This window comes from Leptolyngbya sp. FACHB-711 (genome assembly GCF_014695615.1).
GTDB lineage: Bacteria > Cyanobacteriota > Cyanobacteriia > Elainellales > Elainellaceae > Leptolyngbya_A.
This window is the reverse complement of the sequence record NZ_JACJOR010000285.1, coordinates 1-4,283: the sequence shown is the minus strand read 5'-3', so window position 1 is coordinate 4,283 and position 4,283 is coordinate 1. Positions and strand designations below refer to the sequence as shown.

At 49.1% G+C, this 4,283-nt stretch carries 3 protein-coding genes and 1 pseudogene; all 4 read right to left on the bottom strand.

The window, feature by feature from the left end:
• Positions 1-224: pseudogene (locus tag H6F80_RS29420) on the bottom strand (hypothetical protein); the annotation flags it as partial.
• Between the two features lie 90 nt (positions 225-314).
• Entirely contained in the window at positions 315-1,988 is a 1,674-nt protein-coding gene (locus H6F80_RS11195; RefSeq protein WP_190791633.1) for a GH3 auxin-responsive promoter family protein, read from the bottom strand.
• Between the two features lie 212 nt (positions 1,989-2,200).
• The gene (gene chlP / locus H6F80_RS11190; protein WP_190791632.1) at positions 2,201-3,424 is read right to left on the bottom strand and encodes a geranylgeranyl reductase; all 1,224 of its coding nucleotides are present in this window, start codon (positions 3,422-3,424) and stop codon (positions 2,201-2,203) included.
• 220 nt (positions 3,425-3,644) lie between these two features.
• A complete protein-coding gene (locus tag H6F80_RS11185; RefSeq protein WP_190791631.1) occupies positions 3,645-3,839 on the bottom strand; it encodes a hypothetical protein in 195 nt (64 codons plus the stop codon).
• Positions 3,840-4,283 lie beyond the last annotated feature (444 nt).

Genomic DNA, 4,283 nt, shown 5'->3' with positions numbered 1-4,283 from the left:
ATATCCTGGAAATTGGGGAGTACATCTGTGTAGGGAAGCACTTGATCTAGCTCTTGGCGAATCCCCTGCCAGTTAGCTTCTAGTGCTTCTGCCCAGGGAAACTGGTCTTTAGAGAAAAACACTGATTCGCCAACAAGAGAATACTCAGGTACGAGGCTCTCAATTTTCTGGATCAGGTTTTGGACCAGGTTAATGTTATTAGGGCTAATACTTTCCAGTTTCATGGTAGTTGATTGAACGAACCCTTTCATGCACGCCTTACACTAAATCATCTTAGAAAGTAATTTGGGGCAACTTTATTTTAGGCAGAAGCTTCACTCCTCCATTGCAATTTCTTGCGCGATTGTAAGTCCCGTTAGCAGATGGCGATCGTCGCTAATATGGGGAAACTTCAATTGGGATTCTGGAATGCCGCGCTTTAGCAATCGCTGTTGCAATGTGGCAAAGCTTCCAGAGGCTAAAATCCGAAGACGGGGGGGTGGAATTGTACCCGGACGCTTGACGGCATAAGAAGGCTGAACCTCCTGAAGGTAGCGATCGAACTGCTGAATGAAATCCTGGGAGTGGGTAAGCCGTTCTCCAGAAGCCAGTTCAATATTGACCAAATAGTGAGGTGGAATTTCGTGTTCGGATAAGGTAACGCAGAAGTTTTCTAAGGCGAGATTAAAATTTTGCTGTAGCCGCTGCATGACCTGTGCGACGTGAAATTCTGTCGTCTTCTCCGTAGTCGAAGAGAGTAATCCGCCCAGGCGATGTCGAAAAACAATGATTGGTGCTTCGTTGTAAAAGCCCAAAACCTCGACAACATCATTAATGTCATAGCGATAAAGCCCGCTGTAATTTGTTACAACAATTCGGTAGTAGTTTCCGGGTGTGACTTCACAAGGCAGCAAGGTTTTGGGTTGAGCGGCTTGCCACTGATCTTCAGCGATGAACTCAAAAAAACCTGCGTTCACCGCTAGCACCGCTCCCTCGTTGTTCAGCTCATAGTAGGTGCCAAAAGCTGCTTCTGATGAGGCATAAATTCCACCGAAAATGGGAGTGTCGCCAAAGTAAGACGGAAATCGCTCCAGGTAGAAGCTAGATGTACCGCCCAAAGCCGTCACGACGGCAGACAAATTCCAAACCGAGTGGGGCGTCAGCCGTCCTTCTGTTTTTAGAAGATGGCGCAGTTCAGCCGCTCGTTTTGGGTGACTCGACCAGCATCGTTCCAACTTGGCGCGAATCTCCGGCTCTAACTTCAACCAATGGGCAATCTCGCCTGTTTCAATATCTTGAATAAAATCTTCCGCGTAGGATTCCAAGTAATGGCTGAGCTGCAAACCCAGCACTGGAAAGTTTGCCCCAATGATGCGCGTTTGTGGATCGCTTAGCGCAAACAGCAAGCAAACATAGTGACGAGCCAGACTATCAGCCGATTGCAGGGCTTCAAAAGGCTGGGCAGCAATCTGCCGGTAAAGCCCGCTGTTGAGCCGTAAATCACCTGCGCTCACAAAGCCATAGTCGATACCGCTGCTGGTCTGCCCAACGGCTCGTGCTGATGTGGTTACAAGGATCTTACCGATCGGCAGTTTGCGGCGCTGCAGTGCTTCAATCAGGAATCCGGTGCTGGTCTGATTGACTTGACTACGAACTCGGCGAGATCGATGGGTAACAGGAATGAGTTTTTGTTTTCCGGTTGAGCCACTGCTCAGGTTCAGGTAAATTATAGGGTCAGGAGTCAGAATATTGGGCTCGCCTTGAGCGATGCGCTCTACATAAGGCTCGTAATGGCTGTAGGACAAAACAGGAATCCGATCGCGAAATTGAGCAACGGTTTTAACCTCTGCAAGTCCATACTGCTTGCCAAACTCTGTGTTCTGGTGCAATCGCAGCAGTGATAGAAGAAACTTTTCCTGGGCTGCGGTAACGTTTTGAGTATTTCGGACAAAGTTGGCTTTGACTCGCTTCGTTACTGTAGAAACCAAAGATAGCACTAGGTTGCTCATAGGCTGGCTGTGGCAGAAAGTTAGATGAGTCAGTCTCAAAGGAGTCAATGGTAGGTGGGCTAACAAGCGTCAGCCTTCTAGAGAACGTCATCGTACCACCCATCGCCTTATCAGCACAAAATAACAGCCCACAATAAAACAGCCCACAATAAAAAATGGGTGAGCTATTGCCCACCCGATCGCATGACTAAGTTATTGAAATTAAGACTAAATTAAGGAGCCAGGGCATTTCCGCGCAGCAGGCTTGCGATCGTCTTTGCAGTGATCTTAAGCTGCACTATGGGATTAGCAGGCACGACTGTTTTATACAGGTAGCTGTCAAATGTCAGCTTCTGCACGTCGATGTCAGAACACATTTCGACGAAGGCTTCGCGAGTTGCATCTGAGCGGTAGAACACGCGCTGCAAGATGTCTAGCACCAGATAGGTCGCTCCATAGGTTTTGTCCCATCGTTTCAGGTACACCTTGAGATCAGCCTCGGTGGGAATGCGCTCTCCCTTGTTTGACAGTTCGACAATGGTTTCGGCGCACATCCGACCTGACTTCGCAGCAAAGTAAATGCCTTCGCCCGAAGACTTGGTAACATAGCCTGCGGCATCGCCCACCAGAGCCACACGACCCACCACACGACGCGGACGGGGATGCTCAGGAATGGGATGCGCTTCGACTTTGATGATTTTGCCGCCTTCCAGCTTTTTAGCAGCGCGGGTGCGGATGCCAGCTTGCAGGTCTTTGATGAGTGCCTTGTTCTTTTTCATCGTGCCTGTGCCGACCGCAACGTGGTCATACTTGGGGAAAACCCAGGCGTAGAAGTCTGGAGAGACATCATCTCCCACATACATCTCGGCGAGTTCCTCGTAGTATGCCATTCCTTCTTCGGGCAAGCGGATGCGCTCCTGGAAGGCGATCGCGTAGTTGTAGTCTCCTGCATCGATCGCTTTGGCAACGCGGGAATTTGCACCATCTGCACCGATGATCAAATCAACTTGCAGCGTTCTGGCTTCACCTTCCAGCGCACCGTTCGAGTGATCGGCGTAGTGAAGGGTGTAAGGAGCCGTGCTGCTTGTAGGAAGGTCGATGCCATGCACCGTTCCGTTGATTAGCGTTGCGCCCAGTTTGGCAGCCCGATTTCGCAGGAAGCCGTCCAGCACCTCGCGGCGGCACATTCCAATATATTCATCATCTTTAAGCGTCTGACCAATGTTCACCTCAATATTTGAGGGAGAAATCATCTTCATCTTGCGAACTCGACGATCGATGATTTCTGGCGGCAGATCAAACTCGCTGACCATGCAGAGGGGAATTGCCCCACCACAAGGTTTGGCGTTATCTAACTTGCGTTCAAAAAGGTAAGTTTCAATTCCAGCTCTTGCTAATGTCTCGGCAGCCGAGGAACCTGCCGGACCCGATCCAACAACAGCAACCCGTAGTGTCAAAGGTCTTCTCTCCTATGTCTCCCAGAGGCCACGGAGTGCATCCTATCACGGACACTCCGCTGGATTACTGTCTGAGGCCGGAGATAGGAAAGAAATGAAACAGAGCTTAATATATTGACCCTGAGGGAGCAGCGATAGCAGTCATCATTGAGAATTCACAATTCTAATCATTCACAGTGCCATTGGTAAAAGGAGCAAACCGTGAAGTGCGACTGCAAGATCAGGCAGCAAGGGGAACAGAAGGGCAAAAAGTAGTTTGAGCAAGCACGATCGTTTCAGAAGCTTGAACGGTGTCTTGACCGCAAATCGGCAAGCGCAAAATCAAATCGACCAGTTCTTCAAGCTGCTCGAAGGGTTTACTCACGAAAATTGTGTTCTCAATCCAATACAGCAAAACATCGTCTTGCCCACTCATGTTTAGACTGCACCCTCTGCTAAACGCGAGCTTAGAAATTTCAGCGGCACCCATAAGTTATGTTTCAACTCCACGAATGGCGATTGGCGATCGGGATGAACTGGTAGTTATTCACCCTGTCTCTAATAGAATCTATTATTTAATATTTTCTTTAGATTCCTATCCGTATTCTTCCGTGTTATTGCCCGCGTAGCGATTAGAAATTCCGTTGAAATACTGACTGTAGAAATCCTGTAGGCTATTGAAAGCCCTGTTAAAAGCTCTGCTGCGATCGTCATGACCCTGAAGCCGTCTCAGATTCATCAAATTCTTACGAACAAACGCGAGGAATTTACTGCCTTTAATCGGGAGGTGTGGGAGCAGTTGCAGCAGTATCGCAGCGCGCTGCACGTTTTGTCTGCCCAGGGAGAAGCCGATGTCCGGCAGCGTCTTGCTAAGTATTCT

Bases quoted from the DNA above. Each gene is read 5' to 3' on its own strand.
- H6F80_RS11195 (WP_190791633.1), bottom strand. From the start codon at position 1,988: ATGAGCAACCTAGTGCTATCTTTGGTTTCTACAGTAACGAAGCGAGTC.
- H6F80_RS11185 (WP_190791631.1), bottom strand. From the start codon at position 3,839: ATGAGTGGGCAAGACGATGTTTTGCTGTATTGGATTGAGAACACAATT.